Source organism: Cryobacterium sp. TMT1-66-1, assembly GCF_004403435.1.
GTDB lineage: Bacteria > Actinomycetota > Actinomycetes > Actinomycetales > Microbacteriaceae > Cryobacterium > Cryobacterium flavum.
Genome location: NZ_SOGP01000023.1, coordinates 166,537 through 189,790 on the forward strand (window position 1 = coordinate 166,537; position 23,254 = coordinate 189,790).

The following is a 23,254-nucleotide window of genomic DNA, read 5'->3' on the forward strand; positions in this document are numbered from 1 at the left end:
TTGAGGATGTACCCGTGCCAGACAAACGTACTGACGACCAGAGCGCGCCCGCGCGCCCAGTGTCTGCCGCCAAGCGAACCCGTGACGAGCGCGACGACTATCACAGCGAGTTGCCGCCGCACACGATCGACAACCTCGCTGCGTCCCTGCCCGAGAGCCTGAGCGTTCCGATCGAGGTGCCGGTCGGGCCCCGCCGCTCGGTGCCTGCCGTGGGCCGGTCGGCCGGGGGCATCGGCCTCGACACGACCCGGATCGTGTCCACCCCGGCCACCCACACCGTTGAAATCTCGACGCCGGCGCCGGCCCGTTCAGCCGGAGCCAGCTCGGCCATCGAATCGCTCTCCCGAGCGGATGCCGCCTCCACAGTTCGGCGCGACCGCATCCGTACCGAAAACAGCACGGCCCCCGAGTCGGCCGCCATGCTCACCTCTGATCGCCTGCTCGCGGTCAACCGTAAGACCCGCAAGGCGCCGCAGGGCTCCTGGCCCGAATTCGTCTACGCCCTCACTCTGCACCTGGTCAACCTGGGCGACTCCGCCAAGGTGCAGGCCCACAAGGAGATGGACGAGCGCATCCGCCGCCAGTTTGAGGGCGGCACGCGGTTCGTTCCGATTCTCACCCGCAAGGGCGGCGTCGGCAAGACCACGGTCACGACCCTGCTCGGAATGGCCCTGGCGGATGCCCGCGACGACCGCATCATCGCCATCGACGCCAACCCTGACCGCGGCACACTCTCCGAACGCGTGAGCAAGCAGACCAGGTCGACCGTGCGCGACGTCGTCTCCAAGGCCGCATCGATCGGCAACTTCACCGACTTCTCCGCTCTGGTCTCCCGCGACGAAACGCGCCTCGACATTCTCGCCTCCGACACCGACCCGCTGCTCTCCGAGGCGTTCGACGAGAACGACTACAACGTCGTCGCCGACCTCGCGGCCCGCTACTACTCGATCGCACTCACCGACTGCGGTACCGGCATCGTGCACTCGGTCATGCGGGCCACCCTGCAGCGCGCCGACTCCATCGTGATCGTCTCCGGCGGCAGCGTCGACGAGGCCCGTCTAGCCTCCGAAACTCTCACCTGGCTCGAAGCCAACGGCTACGGCGACCTCGTGCGCAACGCGATCGTCGCCCTCAACACCGCCACCCAGGGCACCAACCTGGTTCGCCTCGAAGAAATCGAGTCGCACTTTCGCTCCCGCGTACGCGAGATCGTGCGCATCCCCTACGACCCTCAACTTGCCGCCGGCAGCGTCGTCTCCTACAAAGATCTCAAGCCGATCACCCGGCTGGCAGCACGAACGCTTGCCGAACTGGTCGTCGAGGGGCTCCCCACCGACCGCAACCTGTAGCGAGCCGCGCGCTCGTTCGTCTTTCACACCACCCGCCTACCGAGGAGTCTCCCCGTGCCCGAACGCCAGATCCGTCTCTTCGGAGATCCGGTGCTGAAGACCGTCTCCGACCCCATCGACGGGATCGACGACCGGGTGCGCGGCTTGGTGCAGGACCTGGTCGACAGCGTGCGACTGCCCGGGCGGGCCGGCGTCGCGGCCTCGCAGATCGGCGTGAACCTGCGAGCGTTCAGCTACAACGTCGACGGTGTCATCGGCTACATCCTCAACCCTACGGTCGTTGAACTCTCCGGAGAGCCCGACCTCGTCGACGAGGGCTGTCTCTCCGTTCCGGGACTCTGGTACCCCACCAAGCGCTACCCGTTCGCCCGGGTCACCGGCATCGACCTCGACAATAATCTCATCGAGCTCTCCGGCACCGGCATCATGGCCCAGGCTTTACAACACGAAACCGATCACCTCGACGGCTACCTCTACATCGACCGCCTCGACAAGGACAACCGCAAGGCCGCGATGAAGGAAATCCGAGAGTCCACCTGGTTCTAAACTTCCCAACTGTCGAGAGCGCGAACTCTCTGCGCTGCCATCACGGGCGAAGCCTCGTGAGTTCCCTAACGTGAGGGGACGGGGGAAGTGTTTCGCGGAGTTGCGATGTTTGAGCGGGGAGCGGAATGCTTTTCCCGGCCCCGACCCACAAAAAAATGCCCGACCCACAATAAGAGTGAGCCGGGCCCGCCCTCAAACTACTCGCGTAGCGAAATCCCCTCAGTAACCGGCGCCCCAGAGTACATCGCCTCAATCTCACCGGCGAAGTCCCGCAGAATGATATTGCGCTTGATACTCATCTTCGGCGTCAGATGCCCGCTGTCCTCGGTGAGCTCAATCGCCAGCAGCGTGAATTTACGAATCGACTCCGCCCGCGACACACCCTCATTGGCATGGTCGACCGCGCGCTGAATCTCCGCGAGCACAGTCTTATTGACGGATGCCTGCGCGAGCGACATTCCGGCATCCTCTTGATTGTTGTTCAACCACACCGGCAGCATGTCGGGGTCCAGCGTGATGAGCGCGCCGATGAACGGCTTCTGGTCGCCGACGACGACGACCTGGCCGATCAGCGGATTCGCGCGAATGGGGTCTTCGAGCGCCGCCGGGGCCACGTTCTTGCCGCCCGCCGTCACGATGATTTCCTTCTTGCGCCCGGTGATAGTGAGAAAACCGTCGGCGTCGAAGTCACCGATATCGCCGGTCTTCAACCAGCCGTCATCGAAGGCGTCAGCCGTGGCCTGCGGGTTCTTCCAGTACTCCTTGAAGACGTTGACGCCCTTGACCTCGATCTCGCCGTCGTCCATGACGCGCACCGAGACACCCGGCAGGGGCGGCCCGACCGTGCCGATTTTGGCCCGGGTGGCCAGCCCAACGGTGGCCGGGGCCGTCGTCTCGGTCAGACCGTAGCCCTCGAGAATGACGATACCCAGGCTCTTGAAGAAGTGACCGAGGTGAGCACCGAGCGGCGCCGAACCGGAGACCGCCCAGACGACCTTGCCGCCCATCGCGGCCCGCAACTTGCTGTAGACCAGCTTGTCGAACAGCGCGAACTTGATCTTCATGCCGAGCGGAATCGCCGCTCCGGACTGCACCAGCTTGGAATGCTCGACGGCCACGTGGGCCGCAGCATCGAAGATCTTGCCCTTGCCGCCAGCAACAGCCTTCTGCTGGGCCGAGTTGTAGACCTTTTCGAACACCCGCGGCACTGCGAGTAGAAAGGTCGGCTGAAAGCTGCCGAGCGCGGCCAGGAGCGTTTTGGTGTCAGCTTGGTGCCCGACGCGCACGCCGGCGTGCACGCACAAGACCGAGATGAATCGGGCAAAGACGTGGGCAGTCGTGATGAACAGCAGGGTCGAGGCACCTTCGGGGTGAACCAAGACTTCCTTCAGGGCTACCGCAGCGTTGCGGCTGGTCTCGAGGAAGTTCGCGTGGGTGAGCACGCAGCCCTTGGGCTTGCCGGTTGAACCGGAGGTGTAGATGAGGGTGGCCATGTCGTCGCCGACGGCGAGGTTGCGGCGGCGTTCGATCTCAGCGTCCGTCACCTCGACGCCCCCGGCCACGAGCTTGTCGAGGTCGCCCAGGTCGATCTGCCAGACCGAACCAATGGCGGCCAGCTCCGGGTGCACCTCGTCGAAGCGCGCGAAATGGTCTGCGGTTTCGACGATGACCGACATGGCACCGGAGTCGCTGAGGTTCCACTGTACCTGGCTGGGCGAGCTGGTCTCATAGACCGGTACCAGAATTGCTCCGGCGAACCAGACGGCGAAGTCGATCAGGGTCCACTCGTAGCGGGTCCTGCAGATGAGCCCGATCTTGTCGCCGGGCTCGATGCCTGCGGCGACGAAACCCTTGGCCAGCGCCACCACCTGGGCGTGGAACTCCCGAGTGGTCACGGGAAGCCACTGGCCGCCCCGCGGCAGCGAAAACAGAACGAGATCGGGAGTCGCATTGAGGCGGTCCATGAGCAGGTCGGTAATGTTGGCGCCAGGATCGGCGGGAACGACGGCGGGCATATCAAACTGTTTCACGGCAACTCCTTTGGTACCGGCTGAACGTGCCAACTGCCCGAACGCCGAAGAATTCTGCGTTGAGCGGGTGTTTCGTCCAGCGGCAAACTGGTTTACTACACTCTAGAGGGTGTCACTGGCAGCCGCCCCGTGCCGCGAGCCCACTTCCCGATCGCCCCGAACGAAAGGTGCCCCGTGCACGCCATAGGTATCGATATCGGGGGCACCAAAATTGCCGGGGCGCTGGTCGACGAGGCGGGCACCATCATCCGCTCTGACCGGCAGCCGACCACGCCCGGCAACCCGGGTGAGATCGAAGACACCGTCGTCGCAATGATTCTGGCTCTGTCCGAGGGCGAAGATGTCGTCGCTGCGGGGGTGGCCGCGGCCGGGTTCATCGACGCCGCTCAGTCGACCGTCTACTACGCGCCGAACATCAGCTGGCGCAACGAGCCGTTCCGCGACAAGCTCGAGGCTCGGCTCGACCTGCCCATCATCATCGAAAACGATGCCAATGCGGCCGGCTGGGCTGAGTTTCGCTTCGGCGCGGGCCGGCCGTACACCGACATGGTCACCCTGACCGTCGGCACCGGCGTCGGCGGGGCGATCGTGACGAATAATGCCCTGTTCCGCGGCGGCTTCGGTGCCGGCGCCGAACTCGGCCACCTCCGGGTGGTTCCCGACGGGCTGCCCTGCGGCTGTGGCGCGCACGGCTGCCTGGAACAATATGGCTCCGGTCGGGCGCTGCTGCGTATCGCCAACGAATTCGCGGATGCCGGCGGCATCGGTCTCGGCCTGGCCGGCGCCAGGGAGCGGCGCGGCAAACTCACCGGCAAAGAGGTGGGGCGTCTGATCCAGGACGGTGACGGCGGCGCCCTCGCTGCCCTGCGCCAGCTCGGCGGTGCCCTCGGACAGGCCTGCGCGAGCCTCGGCGCCGTGCTCGACCCGCAGGTGTTCGTGTTCGGCGGGGGAGTGGCGGCCGCCGGCGACCTGCTGCTCGAACCGATTCGCGCGGCCTACCTCGACTACCTGCCGGCGCGCGGCTACCACCCCGAAGCGGAGTTCGCCATCGCCCAGCTGGTGAATGACGCCGGCGTGGTCGGCGCGGCCGATCTGGCCCGGCTGCACGCGGTGCGTTGATCGGGCGCTATGGACGTCGGGGCGGCATCCGCTTCGATGCGGCGGGCGGACTAAGCTTTTCTAGTCGGATGAAGGAGTGCGAGTGTTCTATTGGATCATGAAGAACATCGTCATTGGCCCGCTGCTGCTCTCGCTGTTTCGACCGTGGATCATCGGCCTGGAGAACATTCCCAAGACCGGGCCGGTCATTTTGGCCAGCAATCACCTGTCGTTCATCGACTCGGTGTTTCTGCCGCTGGTCGTGCCGCGCCGCGTGGCGTTTCTGGCCAAGAGCGACTATTTCACCGGCAAAGGCCTGAAAGGCTGGGCGACCCGGCAGTTTCTCACCGCCGCCGGGCAGCTTCCGATCGACCGGTCGGGCGGTAAAGCCTCGGAGGATTCGCTCAATACCGGCCTGCGGGTACTCGGCGAGGGTCGCATCCTCGGAATCTATCCGGAGGGCACTCGCAGCCCGGACGCCCGCCTGTATCGCGGGCGCACCGGGGTAGCCCGCATGGTGCTGGAATCGGGCGTGACGGTCATTCCGGTGGCCATGATTGATACCGAGAAGGCCATGCCGACCGGCACCAGGATTCCGCAGGTGCGGCGGATCGGCATTGTGATCGGCACACCGCTCGACTTCACCCGCTTTGAGGGAATGGAGGGCGACCGGTTCGTGCTGCGGAGCGTCACCGACGAGCTCATGTACGAACTGCAGCGACTCAGCACGCAGGAGTACGTCGACGTCTACGCCTCCTCGGTCAAAGAGAAGCGGGCCAGCCTTTCGCGCTAGGCTGCCAGAAGTGCTGTCTGCGCTTTGCGCGCTGCGGCACCTCATCCATTTCGGTTCGGTGCGCGTCACCGGTCCAGTACAGAAAACAGGAACTATCCCGTGGTAGACCCCACCGAGCCCATTGTTGCCGCAGAAGCCTCTGTCATCACGGGTCTGGACCACTGGCGCACCCTACCGATCAAGCAGCAGCCGACCTGGCCCGACGCGGCCAAGGTGGCTGCGGCATCCGCTGAACTGGCGACGCAGCCGCCGCTGGTCTTCGCCGGTGAGGTCGACATCCTGCGCGACCGGCTCGCTCAGGCGGCCGGCGGGCAGGGTTTCCTGCTGCAGGGCGGCGACTGCGCCGAGACGTTCAGCGGGGCCACAGCGGATCAGATTCGCAACCGGGTCAAGACCGTGCTGCAGATGGCCGTCGTGCTCACCTACGGTGCGTCGATGCCGGTGATCAAGATGGGGCGCATGGCTGGCCAGTTCGCCAAGCCCCGCTCGAGCGACTTCGAAACCCGCGGCGACGTGACGCTGCCGGCGTACCGCGGCGATATCGTCAACGGCTACCCGTTCACGCCCGAGTCGCGCGAGGCCGACCCGGACCGGCTCGTCAAGGCCTACCACACGTCGGCGTCGACCCTCAATCTGATTCGTGCGTTCACGCAGGGTGGCTTCGCCGACCTGCGTCAAGTGCACAGCTGGAATCAGGGCTTCGCCGCCAACCCGGCCAACCAGCAGTACGAGAAGGTGGCCAAGGAGATTGACCGCGCGATCAAATTCATGATCGCCTGCGGCGCCGACTTCGAGGCGATGCGCCGAACGGAGTTCTACACCAGCCACGAGGGCCTGCTGATGGATTACGAGCGCCCGATGACCCGCATCGACTCCCGCACCGGAACGCCGTACAACACCTCGGCCCACTTCATCTGGATCGGGGAGCGTACCCGCGACCTCGACGGCGCGCACGTGGACTTTTTGTCGCGGGTACGCAACCCGATCGGTGTCAAGCTCGGCCCGGCCACCTCGGCCGACGACATGCTGCGCCTGGTCGACAAGCTCGACCCGAACCGCGAACCCGGTCGCCTGACCTTCATCACGCGCATGGGTTCCGGCAAGATTCGGGACGCCCTGCCGCCGCTGCTCGAAGCCATCAAGGCGAGCGAGGCGACACCGCTGTGGGTGACTGACCCGATGCACGGCAACGGTGTCACCACACCGACCGGCTACAAGACCCGTCGGTTCGATGACGTCGTCGACGAGGTCAAGGGCTTCTTCGAGGCGCACCGCGCCGTCGGCACACACCCGGGCGGAATTCACGTGGAGCTCACCGGCGACGACGTCACCGAGTGCCTCGGCGGGTCGGAGCACATCGACGAGGCCGCCCTGGCGACCCGCTACGAGTCGCTCTGCGACCCGCGCCTGAACCACATGCAGTCCCTGGAACTGGCCTTCCTGGTGGCCGAGGAGCTGGCCGCCCGCTAGCCCCGCCCGCCCCATTCTCTGGACGGGGCCCAGGCCCCGTCCCCGGGCCCAGCTTATAAACTGGGCCCGGGGACGTAAAGTGGGCCCGGTGAGCGGATGCGGCGAGTTGCGTCGTGACGCCCGGAACGTTCATGAGGCGGCCAGCACAAGGAGGCGGGTCATCCGCTCCTCGCTCAAACATTGCGATGTTCCGGTGGCCTTGCGCGTGTTTCGACAGGCTCAACAACCAGCGTGCGCAAGACCGCCGAAACACCGCAAAACTCGCAACCCCGCAGACAACCCGCCTCCGCCGCTTCCCCGAAGTCGCTCTGAAGCCACGGATTTGATCGAGCCGTGAGTTTTCGAGGTGGGGCGTCGTCGAGGTGTGAGTTTTGAACGTTTCAACAGCCGAAATCGGGCCGAAACTCACACCTCGGTGATCAACACTCACGGGTCGGCGAGCGGATGCTGCACACGCGATCTTCCGCACCCCGACAGGTCGGATGGGTGCGGGTCCAGCCAGCGCCCCATCGCCCCGGCGGTGCCCGGCCCCGAAACATGGGCCCAGCTTCCGGACTGGCCCGGGCGAAATAGAGGTTTCAGACGGGCCGGACTAACCGAACGGGTTCGTCGGATTGACCGTGATTATGCTGTTCTTCGGCACAGACGTTCCAGCGGCGGGGTCTGTCGATGCGACTTTGAGAATGGCGGCAATGGCGTCGGCGGCGAGGTTGTACTTCAATTCGAAGCCGAGCGCAGTCAGCGCAGCCTTGCCATCCGCCCAGGACATCCCCACGACATTGGGCACAATGACCGGCTCCGGACCCTTCGAAATCACCAGGGTGATCGTGGCACCCTCACGTAGGGTCCCCTCCGGCACCTGCGACGTGACCACGTCACCCTCAGCGACCGTGTCGTTGTAGGTCTGCTCTCCCGACACCACGAGCAGGTTTTTGCCGACCAGGATGTCGGTGGCCTCGGCAACCGTCTTGCCGTCGACGTTCGGAATGGCGCCGAGCGACACGACCAGGTTCACGGTCAGGCCTTCAAAGTATTCACCGCCGGCCGAGACATCGGCGCCGTCAGATTCCTTGCTCGCCGAGATGACCGAACCCTCCGCCACGTCACCATTGAAGACCGGGTCCACAGCGCCGACGACGGCTTTCAGATCCGTAATCGCAGCGGATGCCGCCTCCTGTGTCAAACCCGCCAGCGCGGGCAGCGTGATGGGCTGCAGCCCCTGGGAGACGATGACCGTGACGGTGCTGTCCTTGGGGACGCGGCTGCCGGCATCCGGATCGGTGCCGATGACGAGCCCTTCGGCGATGGTGGCGCTGAAAGCACCCGCCAGCTCGGGTTTGAGGCCGAGCTCGGTCAGCTGCGCGGACGCAGCCTCGGGGGAGCCCGAGGCGAAGTCGGGCACGGACACGTCAGAGCCCGGGCCGGAGCCGAAATACCAGCCCGTTCCGCCGAGCGCGGCGGCGAGAAGAATCACCAGGGCGAACAGCCAGAAGCCGCGACGCTTGCGCTTGTCGGCCTTCTTGTTGAGCAGGTCGCCGCTGTCCGGCGGACCGACCGGGCCGGTGCCGGCCGGGTGAAGGCCGAGCAGGGTCGCGGCGGGAGGTTTTGTGGGAGCGAGCTTGGCGCCGAGCACCTGGGTTTCGGCATCCGCTACCGCGTTCGCCCCGGTGCGCAGGCTGGCGGGCAGCACCATAGTCGACTGCAGGGCCAGTTCCTGGGTACCGCCGCGCACGAGCGCGCTCACATCGTGCAGCTGGTCGAGCATGACCCTGGCGTCACGGGGACGGTCCTCCGGATCGCGCGCGGTAGCCCAGAGTACGAGCTCGTCGAGCTCGTGCGGAACCGAGGCGACCTTACTGCTCGGCATCGGAACTGTGTCGTTGGCGTGCTGGTAGGCGATCTGCATCGGAGCTTCGCCCACATAAGGCTGCTCGCCGGTGAGCATCTCGAAGGTCATGATGCCGAGCGCATAGATGTCGCTGCGGGCGTCGGCGATGCCCCGGGTGACGAGTTCGGGGGAGAGGTAGGCGATGGTACCGAGCAGGGCCTGGCCGGTCGCGGTGTTGTTGTTGACCGCGCGCGCCAGCCCGAAGTCGCTGATCTTGATACGGCCGTCGTCAGCCAGCAGCACGTTCTCGGGTTTGACGTCGCGGTGCACGATGCCGGCCTTGTGCGCGGCGGCCAGGCCGCTGAGCACGGCTTCGAGAATGTCGAGGGTCTGCTCCGGGGTGAGCCGGCCATAATCCTTGAGCAGGTCGCGCAGGGTGATGCCGGGCAGATATTCCATGACGAGGTAGGCCATGTCGGCGTCCTGGCCCTGGTCGAAGACGTTCACAACGTTAGGGTGGGCCAGGCGAGCAGCCGAGCGCGCCTCCTGGATGAACCGAATCTTGAAGGCGCTGTCATCGGCGAGATGGCCGTGCATGATCTTGATCGCGACCCGGCGCTCGAGGCGCAGATCGGTGGCGAGGTACACCGTGGCCATGCCCCCGCGTGCAATTCGCGAGCGCACTTGATACCGGCCGTCAATAAGACGGCCAATCATCGGGTCGGTCGAGGGAACGCTCACTCCTTGATTCTACGGAATTCGGCGACGGCACCACTGCACGGCGCGCAGGGGCGCGGCATGCGGGTCGGGACCGACCGCCCGGCTAGCCGAGCTGGCTGAGCCAGGCCTGCGCTGACGCCTCCCACTTGGCGTAATAGTCGGGGTAGGCCGAGATCTGCACGGCCTGCGCCGCCTGGGTCACGGTCATCGATTCCCAGCCCGCGATGTCGAGCAGACCGCGGGTCACGTTCGGGTTCGGGTTGCTCGCGCCGCCGAAGAAGGCGAGGCTGGCCCGCACCGGGTCCATGACTTGTTCCGGGGTACCCCAGCCGGCACTCGGCCGCTGCTGGAACAGACCGAGGGAGTCCCGGTCGCCGTAGTCCACGTTGCGCAGCCCGGATTCCTGGGCGGCCGCAGCCAGCGCCACGACGAGACCGGCATTGCTCACGCCGGCGCCCCGCCCAACCGAAACAATCGTCTGCGCGTTCTGTCGCATCTGCTCCGACATGGGCGTGACCACCCCCGACGTCGCCACCGGGAAAGTGACCGCCACGGATGCCGGCGCCACCGTGATCGGCAGGGTCAAAACCTGTCCGGGATAGATGATGCTTGACCAGCCGAGGCCATTGGCGTCGAGCACAGCCTGCACGCTCACCCCGGCCGCGTTGGCCACGGTGGTGATGGTCTCGCCCGACGCGATGGTGTGAGTCGTTGCTGCGGCAATCTCTGCGACCGGCTCGACGTAGGCGGCCGGTTCCAACACTGGTGCTGCGGCGAGCACAATGACCTGGCCCAGGTAGATGACGCTGGCCCCGGTCAAGCCGTTGGCACCCAGAACGTCAGCGGTCTTCAGCCCGTGCGCGGCGGCGATACCGCTGATGGTGTCGCCGCTCTGCACCGAGTAGCTGGCAGCGGATGCCGCCGGCGCGGCCACGACGGCGGCCGGCGCCGCCGCCTGGGTCAGGGTCAAAACCTGGCCCGGAAAGATCAGGGCCCGGGAATCGAGACCATTCTGCGCCAGCACGGCCGCCGTCGACAGGCCGAACCGGGCGGCAATTCCGCTCACCGTGTCACCGTCAACGACCGAATACTGGGCGGGCGCAACCTGAACGGCGGCTGCCACTGCGGTCACCGATAGAACGGGAGTGGCCTCGGCGAGCTTTGACTTGAGCGGCTTCTTAGCCAGGGCCTGAGCCTGGGCCGGCGCCGCCAGGTTGAGGCTGATCGCGAGCGTGCTGACCAGCACGATCGGCACGGTCAGCAATGCCGAGCGGGAATGCGAGTCACCGGGCTTCTTCGCCCGCCGCTTCGCAGCAGCGTCACTGCTCGAGAAGGCCACGCCAACCGTCTCGGGAACGGTCGCGTTTCGTGCGGCGGACGCCGCGGCATCCGTCGTATTCGTTTTCACCTTGGTCGACATGGTGCTCCGTTCATTGTGCGCACGCGCGCTATCCGTACAGCAAGTTCGTACAGCATCGTCTCGAATGCAGCAATCCCCACTGCGAGGTTTTCACAATTCTGAGGGGGAGTCAATTGAATGGGCGACATGAAATGGCCGGTTCGCGAGGAAAAAGTGCCCGAAGGTTTTGCCTCGGACCCAAATCATGGGAAGCTAAAAGAGTGAGTGATGTGTCTTCAGAGCCCGAGTGGCTTACTATTCCTGCCCTAGTCAACCTGCTCGGAATGAGCCAGAGCCGCGTGCGGCACCTGATCGACGACAAGTACCTGCTGGCCATCCGGCGGGACAACGTTGTGTCGGTTCCTTCCCTGTTCCTGCGTGACGGCGCTCCCGTTCCCGAACTTCGCGGCACGCTGTTCGTGCTGGCCGACGACGGCTTCACCGACATGCAGGCCATGACCTGGCTGCTCGAGGTCGACGACAGCCTGGGCGTGCCCCCGATCGAAGCCCTTCGGGCCGGTCGCAAGGCCGAGGTGCGTCGCGTCGCCCAGGCACTCGCCTAACCGGGCACTCGCCCGGACCGGCCGGGGCGCCGGCCGAACCGCCCCTCAGAACGCCCGGCGCGTCACCCGATCGGTCAGGTCCAGCAGCTTCTGCCTGGCCCCGGCGCTGATCGGCGCGGTCTCGAGCGCCGCGAGAGCCTCAGCCACCTGAGCTTCGATGAGCGCCTCGACCCGGTCGACGGCACCGCTGGCGCTGATGAGTTGCTGCAAGGCGCGAATCTGGGCGGTATTGAGCGTGGGGTTGCCGAGCTGGGCGTCGAGCGATGCGCGGTCGGCGTCGCTCAGACGTTCCCGCGCCAGCGCGATCAACACCGTGCGCTTGCCCTCGGTGAGGTCGTCGCCACTCGGCTTGCCGGTCACGGCGGCGTCGCCGAACACGCCGAGCAGGTCGTCGCGCAGCTGGTAGGCCATACCGAGCGGCAGGCCGAAGGCACGCAGCGAGTTCAGTTGGGTGGCCGAGGCTCCGGCCAGAGCCGCTCCGATCACCAGCGGGGCCTGAACGCTGTACTTGGCTGACTTGTAGACGATCACGCGCAGTGCCCGATCGAGCAACTCGGCTTCCGGCTGGGCCAGCCAAGCGCGCTCCTCGAGAATGTCCAGGTATTGCCCGGCCGTGACCTCAGTGCGCATGAAGTTGAATTCGAGCCTGGCGCGCCGTGCCGAAGCCCGATCGGCCAGCTCGTCCAGCCCCTCGTCGAGCAGCTCATCGCTCCAGCCCAGAAGTAGATCGCCGAGCAGAATCGCCGACGCCCGACCATACGAGGCGGAGTCGCCAGCCCAACCCTCTCGCTCGTGCAAACTTTCGAACAGCTTGTGGGCGCTCGGAGCTCCGCGACGGGTGTCTGAGTTGTCGATGATGTCGTCGTGCACGAGCGCTGCGGCGTGAAAAATCTCCAGCGCGCTGGCGGCCGAAACCACCGCGGCCAGGCCGCCTGCGGCGGGTGCCGGGGCAGCGGATGCCGCGGCCTCGTCGTCCGCACTGACTGACGGCTGACCGGCCGTTGGCTGGCCCGATTCGGGGCCGGAATCCTGCGGCAGAACGCTCCGCGCACCCCAGTAGCAAAACTGGGCTCGAAACCGCTTTCCACCGCTGAGAAACTGCCGTGAGTAGTCGATTAGAGGAGTCAAATCGGAGCTGATCAGGGTCACAATTGGTTCGCGGGACATGAGGTACTCGTCGATGCGAGATTGAACCAAGTCGACCAGGCGTTTGCTTTCAGGCACCCGTATAGCCTAGCCATCCTGGCGGGGCTAGAATGAGGTAATTCGAACCGGGTCATTCGAGTCTGGTCGGTTCGGATTTGTCTACCCAACCGCTCGATCCCGTAACTGGAGGGAATGAGATGCCGCTTTCGGAACAGGAGCAGCGACTCCTTGAAGAGATGGAGCGCAGCCTTTATCACAACGATGCCGACTTTGTCGCCAGCGTTGGAGTGTCCAGGCTTCGCCCGAACTATCGTTCCATCGCGATCGGCGTACTGCTCGCCGTCGCCGGCATTGTCGCTCTCATCGCGGGTGTAGCCATTGCGCAGTTGTGGCTCGGCATTCTCGGTTTCATCGTCATGTTCGGCGGTGTGCTTATCGCCGTGACGCCCGGCAAGGCCATTCGTTCGATGCCCGGACCATCGTCACCCGGTCGCCGTCCGGCGCAGGCCAAGTCCAACCAGGGTTTCATGGAACGATTGAACGACCGGTGGGACCGTCGCCAGGATGGTCAGTAGCGGCTACTCGCGCTAACCTCCACCCTCCACCGGGCACCTATAACTCAATAAATCGCTGCGCTGTAGGGCCGATCATCTGATCGGCCCTTTTTTTGTGCCCAAAAGTGGGTCGAAAGCATCCGTTCTTAGAACTGTCGCTCCATTTCCCTCCACTGTCAGTCCGCAGTGATTTCGGGCAAATTTAGTGATTAATTCTGAAAATTGGCGTAAAAACCTAGGTTGGTGGTTGAAGGTGGAGTAAAGTGGAGCCATACCTGAATCTGGCCGGAAGAAAGGGGTGAGCGTGTTCCTTGGTACCTACGCCCCCCGGCTCGACGAAAAAGGTCGCATTATTCTTCCCGCGAAGTTTCGGGAAGAGCTCTCTACCGGTGTGGTGATGACGCGGGGGCAGGAACACTGCATCTACGTGTTCAGCACCCGCGAATTCGAAACCCTGCACGACAAGATCCGCCAGGCGCCGGTCACGAGCAAGCAGGCTCGCGACTACCTCCGGGTGTTCCTGTCGGGCGCAAGTTCGGAAACACCCGACAAACAAAACCGCGTCACCATCCCCGGCAACCTCCGCAGCTATGCGGGGCTTGACCGAGAACTGACCGTCATCGGTGCTGGCAGCCGAGTCGAGATTTGGGACAGCGAAGCGTGGGCCACCTACCTCGCCGAGCAGGAAACCTCGTACGCCAACACGACGGAGGAGGTGATTCCGGGACTTTTCTAGCCCCTGGCGCCTGACTCCCAGCCGTTTTGCCCTGACACACTTCCCCGGTGCCAGGACGAAATGGAGGGGAATCAGACCTCACGGACTAGCCCGGCATTATGGCCAGTAACGAAATCCCCAGCAATGAAATCCACACCCCGGTACTGCTCGAACGCTGCGTCGAGCTGCTCGCTCCGGCACTCACGAAGCCCGGCGCCGTGCTCGTCGACGCCACACTCGGCATGGGCGGCCACGCCGAAGCGATCCTGTCGCGCTTTCCGGAACTAACCCTGGTCGGCCTCGACCGCGACACCGAGGCCCTCGCTATTGCCGAAGAGCGCCTCAAGGGATTCGCAGGCCGGGTGCACCTCGTACACACCGTCTACGACGGTATCGGCGACGCGCTCGACGGACTCGGTATCACCGAGGTCGCCGGCGTCCTCTTCGACCTCGGCGTCTCCAGCCTGCAGATCGACCGCGTCGAACGCGGTTTCTCCTACTCCAAGGATGCCCCGCTCGACATGCGCATGGACGGCACAGCCGGCCTCACCGCCGAGAGCATCCTCGCCGACTACAGCGAACGCGATCTCAAGCGCATTTTCCAGGACTACGGCGAAGAGAAACTCTCGGCCCGGTATGCCAAGGCCATCGTCGAAGCCCGCGAAACGACACCGTTCGTGCGGTCCGCGCAACTGGTCGACGTGATCACCAAGGCCACCCCGGTCGCCATCCAGCGTCTCGGCCACCCGGCCAAGCGCGTGTTCCAGGCGCTGCGCATCGAGGTCAATCAGGAACTGGCCGTGCTCGAACGGGCCATTCCGGCTGCGCTAGACCGCGTGCAGGTCGGTGGCCGCATCGTCGTCATGGCCTACCAGTCACTCGAAGACCGCATCGTCAAGCGGGCACTCGCCGCGGCATCCGGCTCCACCGCTCCGGCCGGGCTTCCGGTGGAACTGCCCGAACACAAGCCGCTGTTTACCCTCCTGCTTCGCGGTGCCGAACTGGCCTCCGACGAAGAAAAAGCACTCAACCCCCGCGCGACGCCGGTTCGGCTGCGCGCTGCTGTTCGACTGAGAAGGGCCGCCGCATGAGCGACAACCTGGCACGCGTCGCCTTTTCCTTCGAACCTGAACCGTTTGAGACCAGCGCACCGGCACGGCGTGGGTTTCGACTGGTCTCGCCGACGCCGAGCCGCCGTGCCCGGCCGCGCATCTTCTACGCCCTCACCGCGGTAGCAGGCATGGCTGCCATCATGGTCGCCCAGCTGCTGCTGAGCGTCGGCATCTCCCAGGGCGCGTATGAAATCTCCAGCCTGCAGTCGAGTCAGTCGGAACTCGGCCGCACGGCCGCGAGCGTGAGCGAAGACCTCGTGCGGGTATCCTCCCCGCAGAGCCTCGCCGCCAACGCTGAGGGCCTCGGCATGGTCAGCAACTCCAACCCCGTCTACCTGCGCCTCTCTGACGGCGCTGTTTTGGGCGCTCCGGCCTCGGCGTCGGGCTCGCAGGCCGGAGCGGCCAGCCTTGTTCCCAACGCCCTGCTGAACGGCAGCACCCTGCTGTCACAGCTTCCGGCGGATCCGGCGGCTGCCGGTGCTGTTGCGATCACGAGCGCACCGGTAGTTCCTGCGGGACTCGCGGCGCCCACTACCCGATAGTTTCCGTGACTCGACCATGATGGGCAGATGAGCGTGCGCAATACCCGAAGCAGTAGTGCCCGAAACAACCCGACCAATTCGCGGTCCAGCCGTCGCCGCACCCTTGTCACCATCCTCGTGCTGTTTGCCGTCATCGCCGTGTTCCTGGTGCGCCTGGTCGATATCCAGGTCGTGCAGGCCGATTCGCTCACCAAAGACTCAGTAGGAAACCGCTCGGTCGGCCAGGTCGTTTACGGTTCCCGCGGCGAGATCGTCGACACCAACGGTGTCGTGCTGGCCGGAACGGTCATGCGGTACAACATCACCATGTCGCCCGTGAACGCGACGCCCTTCAAACGAACCGTCGACGGTAAGAAGGTCGAAATCTCTGTGGCCGACGCCGCCGCCGAAATCGGTGCCGCCACCGGCCAGACCGGCGACGCCATTCTGCTGACCATCTCCACCGCCCTCGAGGCAAACGCCGAGGCCAACTTCGCCTACATCGCTCAGAAAGTCGATGTCGACGTACTCCGTGCCGTGCAAAACCTGCACATTCCCTGGACCTACTCGGAGAACAGCCCCAGTCGGGTCTACCCGAACGGCGCCGTCGCCGGCAATATGCTCGGCTATCTTTCGGGGGAGGGCGTGCCGCAGGCCGGCCTCGAATCCGGGCAGGACGCCTGCCTGGCCTCGACCAACGGTAAGGAAACCTATGAAAAGGGTGCCGACGGCGTGCGCATCCCCGGCAGCAGCGTCACGAGCACCGCCGCCGTCGACGGCGGTGACGTCGTCACCACCATCGACTCCGACCTCCAGTGGTTCGTGCAGCAGACCCTCGCGGCCCGGGCGCAGGAAACCGGGGCGGCCTGGGCGACCGCAGTCGTGCTGGACGCCAAGACCGGCAAGCTCCTCGCCGTTGCCGATTACCCTTCGGTCGATCCGAACAACGTCGGCGGCACCGAGAACCCCGAAGACCGCGGCTCCCGGGCCTTCACCCAATCCTTCGAACCCGGCTCGACCTTTAAAGCGCTGACCGCGGCATCCGTTCTCGATTCCGGCGTCGCCACCCTGCAGACCGGAATCGTCGCGCCCTACCGGTATTTGCCGGCCAACGGCGCGAACATCAATGACAGCCACTCGCACCCGGACCAGAACATGACCCTCACCGGCGTGCTGATCGACTCGAGCAATACCGGCATGTCCAAGTTCGGTGAGAAACTCACCGACCAGCAGCGCTACGACTACATGAAGGCGTTCGGCGTTGGCACTCCGACCGAAACCGGCTTTCCGCGCGAAGACGGCGGAATCCTGCACCCGGTCGACGAGTGGGACAACCAGACCAGCTACGCGACCATGTTCGGACAGGGTCTGACAACGAGCGCGCTGCAGGTCGCGAGCATCTACCAGACCATCGCCAATGACGGTGTTCGCATGCCGGTACAGCTGGTCGAGGGCTGCCGTCAGGCTGATGGCACCATGACTAACGTGCCCGATGCCACCGGAACCCGGGTGCTGTCCGAGACGGCGGCGAACGAAACCAGCGACGTGCTCGAGATGGTGTACCAGAAGAGCTGGGTGCAGAGTACGTGGAATATTCCGGGCTACCGCGTGGCCGCCAAGACCGGAACAGCGCAGATGCCGGACGGCAAGGGCGGGTACTCCAACGGGTATCTGGTGTCGGTGTCGGGCTTCGCACCGGCCGACGATCCACAGTATGTCGTCTCGGTCAGCATCGCCGACCCTGTTAAACTGAATACGTCTGCCGCACCGGCTCCGGTTTTCCAGGAGATCATGAGCCAGGTGTTGAAAAAGTACCGGGCGGTTCCCTCGGGCGCGACTGCGCCTGACCTCCCTTCCACCTGGTAAGAAAGCGAGCCCTGCGTGTCTGAATTGGCGCCGTCGGCTCTCCGTCCCGAGCACCCCGTTCCGCGGTCCTTGTCGGGATTGGTTGCCGAATTTGATCTGGAAGTACGTGGAGACATCGACGGTCTCGAAGTCACCGGAGTGAGCCTGAGCTCGCGCACGGTGCAACCGGGCGACCTCTACGTCGGCGTTGCCGGGGCACACCAGCACGGTGCCACCTTCGCCGCGGCGGCCGCTGAAGCCGGGGCTGTGGCTATTTTGACCGACGAGGCCGGAGCGCTGCTCGCTGCGGCGAGCGGCCTGCCGGTTTTGCTGACACCGGATGCCCGCGCCGCGCTCGGCGCCGTCGCCGCCTGGATCTACCGCACCGACGACAACCCCGCGACCCTGTTCGCCGTCACCGGCACCAACGGCAAGACCAGCGTCGTCTACCTGCTATTCGGCATCCTGAACCAACTCGGCGTCGTCTCCGGACTCACCTCCACCGCCGAACGCCGTATCGGCGACCTCGCCGTCACGAGTTCGCTGACCACGCCCGAAGCCAGCGAACTGCACGCCCTGCTGGCCCGCATGAACGAGGCCGAAGTGCGCGCCGTCGGCATTGAAGTCTCGGCGCAGGCCCTCAGCCGCTACCGGGTCGACGGCCTCGTCTTCGATATCGCCGCATTCACCAACCTCAGCCACGACCACCTCGACGACTACGCCGCGATGGACGACTACTTCCAGGCCAAGCTCGAGCTATTCCAACCCGACCGCTCGCACCGCGGCGTGATCACCGTCGACACCGACTGGGGCCGCCGCGTCGCCGACGAATGCCGCATTCCGGTGACGACCATCACCAACCGGGCCGATGTAGACGCCGACTGGCGCATGACCGTGGTCGGTGAAACCGCGTCCCACACCGACTTCGTACTCGACGGTCCCGACGGTCGCCGCCTGCACACCCGGGTGCCGCTGCTCGGCTGGTACATGGCCGCCAACGCCGCCCTGGCCATCGTCATGCTGGTCGAGAGCGGATTCGACCTCGACGCGATCCAGCACACGCTGAACCGCGACGGCGGCATCGTCGCGTTCATCCCCGGGCGCGCCGAGCGCATCTCCGGCGACCTGGGCCCGCTCGTCTACATCGACTACGGACACAGCCCCGATGCGTTCCTGAACACCCTCGCGGCCCTGCGCAAGTTCACGCCGGGCAAGCTGATCATGCTGTTCGGCGCCGACGGTGACCGCGACACCACGAAACGCGCCGATATGGGCCGAATTGCAGCCCAGGGCAGCGATATCGTGGTCGTGACCGACTTTCACCCGCGATTTGAAGACGCCGCGAGCATCCGCGCCGTACTGCTGAAAGCAGCGCGCGACGCCGTGCCAGACGGCGAGTTCTACGAGGTGGCCAACCCCCGTACGGCATTCCGTACGGCGTTGTCACTCGCACACGAAGGAGACACCATTCTGTACGCCGGCCCAGGCCACGAGGACTACCACGAGGTACAAGGCGTGAAACTGCCGTATTCGGCCAGGGACGACTCCCGCCAGGCGCTCCGCGACGCTGGGTGGCTGTAAATGATCGCCCTCTCCCTGGCCGAGATCAGCCACGCCGTCGACGGTGCGCTGCACCTGACCGGCGCGGCCACCGCCGCTGACCTGATCGACGGATCGGTGCAGACCGACTCCCGCCTGATCGAACCCGGCTCGATCTTCGTCGCCAAGCCCGGCGCCGTCACCGACGGGCACGTGTTCGCGCCCGTCGCCGCCGCGCAGGGCGCCGCGCTGCTCATCGTGGAACGCCTGCTCGACCTGCCGGTCAGCCAGATCGTCGTCGCCGACGTCGTCGCCGCACTCGGCGCCCTCGCCTCCACGGTCGTCGCCCGCGTGCGCGCTGACGGAGCGCTCAAGATCGTGGCGGTCACCGGTTCCAACGGCAAGACCACGACCAAGAACCTGCTCCGCAGCATGCTCGAGCGGGTGGGCCCGACCGTCGCCCCGCGCGGCTCCTTCAACAACCAGGTCGGCGCGCCGATGACCATGCTCGAGGTGACCTCGGGCACGCGTTTCCTGGTGATCGAGATGGGTGCCAGCAGCGAGGGCGCCATCGCGCGCCTCGTGTGTCTGGCCCGCCCCGACGTCGGCATCGTGCTCACCATCGGTCTCGCCCACGCCGGCGAGTTCGGCGACCTCGACGCCACCGTGCGCGCCAAATCCGAAATGGTCACCCACCTTCTTTCCACGGATGTTGCGGTGCTGAATGCCGACGATCCGCGCGTCGCGCAGATGCAGGCGATGACCCCGGCCCGTGTCGTTCGCTTCGGCGAATATGGTCAGGTTGATGTGCGGGCGAGCGACCTGCACTCCGGCCGCACCGGAACCACTTTCACCCTGCACCTGGCGAGCGGGCAGAGCGCACCGGTCACCTTCCCGGTGCTCGGGGAGCACCACGTGATGAACGCCCTCGCCGCGGCCGCCGCTGCGGAGGTGCTCGGGGTATCACTCGGTGATATCGTCGCCGCTCTCGAGGCAACCACCCGGGCCGAACGGTGGCGCATGGAGGTGCTCGGCGGCAAGGATGACGTCACCGTCATCAACGACGCTTACAACGCGAGCCCCGACTCGATGAGCGCAGCGCTCAAGACGCTCGCCCAGATCGGCACTCCAGGACGGCGCACCATCGCGGTGCTCGGCGAGATGGCCGAACTCGGTGAACTAGCCGGTGAAGAGCACGATCGCATCGGACTGCTCGCCGTGCGCCTGAACATCTCCCAGATAATCGTGGTCGGCCCCGCCGCCCGCCGTATGCACATCAGTACCATCAACGAGGGGTCCTGGGACGGCGAATCGGCGTATGTCGACACGCCGGACGAAGCCTTCGAACTCGTGCGCACCAGCGTGAATCCGGGGGACACCGTGCTCGTGAAGTCATCCAACTCCGCGGGTCTGCGATTCCTCGGCGATCGACTGGGAGACTTGTTCTCGTGAGAGTCCTTCTGCTGTCCGGAGCGTTTTCGCTCGCGTTCACTCTGTTTCTGACCCCGCTGTTCATTCGTTTGTTCAAGAAGTTCGGCTGGGGTCAGTTCATTCGCGACGACGGCCCCAAGAGTCACCACGCCAAACGCGGCACCGCCACCATGGGTGGCATCATCATTATTCTGGGCGTGCTGATCAGCTATTTCACAGCCATGCTGATCGAACAACGACCGTTCACCCCGTCGCCGCTGCTCGTTCTGTTCATGATGGTGGGCCTCGGCCTGGTCGGTTTTCTCGATGACTTTCTGAAGACCCGCAACCAGCGCAGCCTCGGCCTCGGCGGCTGGTCGAAGGTACTCGGGCAGGTCATCGTGGCCGGCGCCTTCGGTGTGCTGTCGCTGCAGTTCGTCGACCGTAACGGCCAGACGCCTGCCTCGACCAGCATCTCGTTCATTCGCGACCTGCCGCTGGACTTCATGAAACTCGGCACCTTCATCGGTATCGCCGTGTTCCTGCTCTGGATCTGCCTGATCGTCGCCGCGACCTCGAACGGGGTCAACGTAGCCGACGGCCTCGACGGCCTCGCCACCGGGGCCTCCATTTTCGCCATCGGTTCCTTCGTCGTGATCGGGTTCTGGCAGTCCAACCAGAGCTGTTTTGGGGGAGCGGATGCCTCAGACCAGTTCAAGTGTTACCTCGGCCCCGACTCCTTCGACCTCGCCATCGTCTCGGCGACCATCGTCGGCGGGCTGATCGGGTTCCTCTGGTGGAACACCTCACCGGCCAAGATCTTCCTCGGCGACACCGGGTCGCTCGCCCTCGGTGGCGCGCTGGCCGCCCTCGCTATTCTCAGCCGTACCGAACTGCTCCTCGTGCTCATCGGCGGCCTCTTCGTGATGGAAGCCGGATCCGTGATCGTGCAGCGTGCGTACTTCAAAATCACCCACGGTAAACGCATCTTTTTGATGAGCCCGATCCATCACCATTTTGAACTCAAGGGCTGGGCCGAAGTCACGGTGGTCGTGCGGTTCTGGATCATCGGCGGCCTGCTCGTCGCCGCCGGCGTCGGGTCGTTCTACCTCGAGTGGCTGTCTCGCTAATGAGCGACGCTGATCGCCTGAACACACTCACCAGCTGGCACGCCGACTGGAAGGGCCTGCGCGTCGCCGTGCTCGGCCTCGGAGTGACCGGTTTCGCCGCCGCCGACACCCTCGCCGAACTCGGCGCCGACGTGCTCGTGCTCGCGTCGCCCGGCCCCGACGAACGATTCGACCTGCTCACGGTGCTCGGCGTGCCGTTCGTGCAGGCTGACCTGCGCGAGGTGCCCGCGGAACTCGCGGCGCAACATCCGCACGTGATCATCGTCTCGCCCGGCTTCCACCCCGACCACCCACTGCTGGTCTGGGCGCACGAGAACGGCGTGCCGGTTTGGGGCGACATCGAACTGGCCTGGCGGCTGCGCGACAAGGTCGGCTCGCCTGCCGAGTGGTTGCTCGTCACCGGCACCAACGGCAAGACCACCACCGTGCAGCTCACCGCCAGCATGCTCGCCGCCCACGGCAGCCGTGTCGCCCCCTGCGGCAATATTGGTGTGCCCGTGCTCGACGCCATCCGCGATCCCGCCGGCTGGGACGTGCTCGTCGTTGAGCTCTCCAGCTACCAGCTGCACCACCTGCCGTTGAGCGGTCCGGGCGCCCTGCGGCCCTGGGCAAGCCTCTGCCTGAACGTTGCCAACGACCACCTGGACTGGCACGGGTCGGCCGAGGCCTATCGAGCTGCCAAGGCCAAGGTCTATTCGAACACGGCTGTCGCCTGCGTCTACAACACAGCGGATGCCGCGACCCTCGCGATGGTGCAGGACGCCGACGTGCAGGACGGCGCCCGGGCCATCGGTATCGGCCTCGGCGTGCCCGGACCGAGCGAATTGGGCATCGTCGACGGCATCGTCTGCGACCGCGCTTTTCTCGAGGACCGGTTCGAACGCGCCCTGGAATTGACCACCGTGCCGCACCTGGTCGCGGCCGGACTCGGTGCGCCGCACGTGATCATGGATGTGCTTGCCGCGAGCGCCCTCGCGCGCTCGTACGGAGCCCTGCCGGCCACCATTCACACGGCGCTGGAAACCTTCCACCTCGACGCCCACCGCATCGAAACGGTCGCCATCGGCGACGGCGTCGAGTGGGTCGACGATTCCAAGGCCACCAACCCGCACGCCGCCGACGCCTCCCTGGCCGCGTACGAGTCGGTGGTCTGGCTGGTCGGCGGGCTGCTCAAGGGCGTGGATATCGACCAGCTCGTGCAGAAGCACGTCGGCCGGTTGCGCGGCGCGATCATCATCGGCGTGGACCGCCTGGCATTACGCCAGGCATTCGCGCGACACGCCCCCGACCTGACCGTGTATGAGATCGACCCGGATGACACTGAACTAGTCATGACGCGGGCTGTGCGGCTGGCCGCCGAACTCGCTCGGGCCGGTGACACGGTGCTGCTGGCACCGGCCGCCGCATCGATGGACCAATTCGAGAGCTATGTCGAACGCGGGCGACTTTTCAATCAGGCAGTACACGACTTTTTGGGTAGGTGACG

The 23,254-nt window shown here is 65.5% G+C and carries 19 protein-coding genes; 15 read left to right on the forward strand and 4 right to left on the reverse strand.

Going from position 1 to position 23,254, the window contains the following annotated elements; translation table 11 throughout:
* Positions 1 to 14 precede the first annotated feature (14 nt).
* Positions 15 to 1,349: a MinD/ParA family protein gene (locus tag E3T29_RS17080; protein WP_241987875.1), complete on the forward strand. Its 1,335-nt coding sequence runs from the start codon at positions 15 to 17 to the stop codon at positions 1,347 to 1,349.
* A 54-nt stretch (positions 1,350 to 1,403) separates the two neighbouring features.
* The gene (locus E3T29_RS17085) at positions 1,404 to 1,895 is read left to right on the forward strand and encodes a peptide deformylase (RefSeq protein ID WP_092339748.1); all 492 of its coding nucleotides are present in this window, start codon (positions 1,404 to 1,406) and stop codon (positions 1,893 to 1,895) included.
* 197 nt (positions 1,896 to 2,092) lie between these two features.
* Here E3T29_RS17085 and E3T29_RS17090 read toward each other — a convergent pair whose 3' ends face one another.
* Positions 2,093 to 3,925 (reverse strand): long-chain fatty acid--CoA ligase, encoded by a 1,833-nt coding sequence (locus E3T29_RS17090; RefSeq protein WP_134346720.1) that lies wholly within the window; start codon positions 3,923 to 3,925, stop codon positions 2,093 to 2,095.
* Positions 3,926 to 4,099: 174 nt separating this feature from the next.
* On the opposite strand from E3T29_RS17090, the gene E3T29_RS17095 reads away from it, so the two are divergent.
* The 3 genes from E3T29_RS17095 (at position 4,100) to E3T29_RS17105 (ending at position 7,286) form a co-directional block, all read left to right on the forward strand.
* Positions 4,100 to 5,044, forward strand: a complete 945-nt coding sequence (locus tag E3T29_RS17095; RefSeq protein WP_134346721.1) for an ROK family glucokinase — start codon at positions 4,100 to 4,102, stop codon at positions 5,042 to 5,044.
* An 82-nt stretch (positions 5,045 to 5,126) separates the two neighbouring features.
* Positions 5,127 to 5,816: a 1-acyl-sn-glycerol-3-phosphate acyltransferase gene (locus tag E3T29_RS17100; RefSeq protein WP_134346722.1), complete on the forward strand. Its 690-nt coding sequence runs from the start codon at positions 5,127 to 5,129 to the stop codon at positions 5,814 to 5,816.
* Positions 5,817 to 5,915: 99 nt separating this feature from the next.
* Positions 5,916 to 7,286, forward strand: a complete 1,371-nt coding sequence (locus E3T29_RS17105; RefSeq protein WP_092339752.1) for a class II 3-deoxy-7-phosphoheptulonate synthase — start codon at positions 5,916 to 5,918, stop codon at positions 7,284 to 7,286.
* 592 nt (positions 7,287 to 7,878) lie between these two features.
* Here the strand turns inward: E3T29_RS17105 and pknB are convergent.
* Positions 7,879 to 9,831, reverse strand: a complete 1,953-nt coding sequence (gene pknB / locus E3T29_RS17110) for a Stk1 family PASTA domain-containing Ser/Thr kinase (RefSeq protein ID WP_370449199.1) — start codon at positions 9,829 to 9,831, stop codon at positions 7,879 to 7,881.
* A 106-nt stretch (positions 9,832 to 9,937) separates the two neighbouring features.
* The gene (locus E3T29_RS17115; protein WP_134346724.1) at positions 9,938 to 11,254 is read right to left on the reverse strand and encodes a LysM domain-containing protein; all 1,317 of its coding nucleotides are present in this window, start codon (positions 11,252 to 11,254) and stop codon (positions 9,938 to 9,940) included.
* Between the two features lie 209 nt (positions 11,255 to 11,463).
* Between E3T29_RS17115 and E3T29_RS17120 the strand changes: the two genes are divergently transcribed.
* The gene (locus E3T29_RS17120) at positions 11,464 to 11,796 is read left to right on the forward strand and encodes an Rv2175c family DNA-binding protein (protein ID WP_369827365.1); all 333 of its coding nucleotides are present in this window, start codon (positions 11,464 to 11,466) and stop codon (positions 11,794 to 11,796) included.
* A gap of 45 nt (positions 11,797 to 11,841) precedes the next feature.
* On the opposite strand, the gene E3T29_RS17125 is transcribed toward E3T29_RS17120, so the two are convergent.
* Entirely contained in the window at positions 11,842 to 13,020 is a 1,179-nt protein-coding gene (locus E3T29_RS17125; protein WP_134346725.1) for a polyprenyl synthetase family protein, read from the reverse strand.
* A gap of 119 nt (positions 13,021 to 13,139) precedes the next feature.
* On the opposite strand from E3T29_RS17125, the gene E3T29_RS17130 reads away from it, so the two are divergent.
* From E3T29_RS17130 to murD, 9 genes are all read left to right on the forward strand, one after another.
* A complete protein-coding gene (locus tag E3T29_RS17130; RefSeq protein ID WP_092339756.1) occupies positions 13,140 to 13,517 on the forward strand; it encodes a DUF3040 domain-containing protein in 378 nt (125 codons plus the stop codon).
* 283 nt (positions 13,518 to 13,800) lie between these two features.
* A complete protein-coding gene (gene mraZ / locus E3T29_RS17135) occupies positions 13,801 to 14,232 on the forward strand; it encodes a division/cell wall cluster transcriptional repressor MraZ (protein WP_092339873.1) in 432 nt (143 codons plus the stop codon).
* A 98-nt stretch (positions 14,233 to 14,330) separates the two neighbouring features.
* A complete protein-coding gene (gene rsmH, locus E3T29_RS17140) occupies positions 14,331 to 15,302 on the forward strand; it encodes a 16S rRNA (cytosine(1402)-N(4))-methyltransferase RsmH (protein WP_134346726.1) in 972 nt (323 codons plus the stop codon).
* Positions 15,299 to 15,865: a hypothetical protein gene (locus E3T29_RS17145; protein ID WP_092339758.1), complete on the forward strand. Its 567-nt coding sequence runs from the start codon at positions 15,299 to 15,301 to the stop codon at positions 15,863 to 15,865. The genes rsmH and E3T29_RS17145 overlap by 4 nt, the downstream gene beginning before the upstream one ends.
* Before the next feature lie 27 nt (positions 15,866 to 15,892).
* Positions 15,893 to 17,710 (forward strand): penicillin-binding protein 2, encoded by a 1,818-nt coding sequence (locus E3T29_RS17150; RefSeq protein WP_134346727.1) that lies wholly within the window; start codon positions 15,893 to 15,895, stop codon positions 17,708 to 17,710.
* A gap of 15 nt (positions 17,711 to 17,725) precedes the next feature.
* A complete protein-coding gene (locus tag E3T29_RS17155) occupies positions 17,726 to 19,270 on the forward strand; it encodes a Mur ligase family protein (RefSeq protein WP_134346728.1) in 1,545 nt (514 codons plus the stop codon).
* On the forward strand, positions 19,271 to 20,680 hold the full coding sequence (gene murF, locus E3T29_RS17160) for a UDP-N-acetylmuramoyl-tripeptide--D-alanyl-D-alanine ligase (RefSeq protein WP_134346729.1): 1,410 nt from the start codon (positions 19,271 to 19,273) through the stop codon (positions 20,678 to 20,680).
* Positions 20,677 to 21,768 (forward strand): phospho-N-acetylmuramoyl-pentapeptide-transferase, encoded by a 1,092-nt coding sequence (gene mraY / locus E3T29_RS17165; RefSeq protein ID WP_134346730.1) that lies wholly within the window; start codon positions 20,677 to 20,679, stop codon positions 21,766 to 21,768. The genes murF and mraY overlap by 4 nt, the downstream gene beginning before the upstream one ends.
* Positions 21,768 to 23,252: a UDP-N-acetylmuramoyl-L-alanine--D-glutamate ligase gene (murD, locus tag E3T29_RS17170; protein WP_134346731.1), complete on the forward strand. Its 1,485-nt coding sequence runs from the start codon at positions 21,768 to 21,770 to the stop codon at positions 23,250 to 23,252. The genes mraY and murD overlap by 1 nt, the downstream gene beginning before the upstream one ends.
* Positions 23,253 to 23,254 lie beyond the last annotated feature (2 nt).